Origin of the sequence: Paraburkholderia sp. SIMBA_027 (assembly GCF_046535315.1) — a bacterium.
Lineage (GTDB): Bacteria > Pseudomonadota > Gammaproteobacteria > Burkholderiales > Burkholderiaceae > Paraburkholderia > Paraburkholderia tropica.
Map to the genome: position 1 here is coordinate 1 of NZ_JAWRWY010001726.1, position 231 is coordinate 231.

A 231-nucleotide genomic window follows, 5' to 3' on the forward strand; every position below is an offset into this window, starting at 1 on the left:
TGTACCGAGACGATTTCACGCCGATTGGTCTTTATATCGAGCACGGCGCGGAACTCCGTCCCGCCGACACCATCGAGATCAAGGGCCCTCCGGGCAAGGTGCCGAACTTCTACAAGAAGCCCAACGGTGTCTTCCTGCTTGGCGATAACGGCGCTGAGATTCTGACCACCGAAGAATTCCTGAAACGTCGCCCCACGGCGGCATTCGCGACGCAAGCCGGACCGATGCTGG

The 231-nt window shown here is 59.7% G+C and carries 1 pseudogene; it reads left to right on the forward strand.

Features of this window, described 5'->3' with window-relative positions:
* Positions 1-231: pseudogene (locus tag SB764_RS45075) on the forward strand (hypothetical protein); the annotation flags it as partial.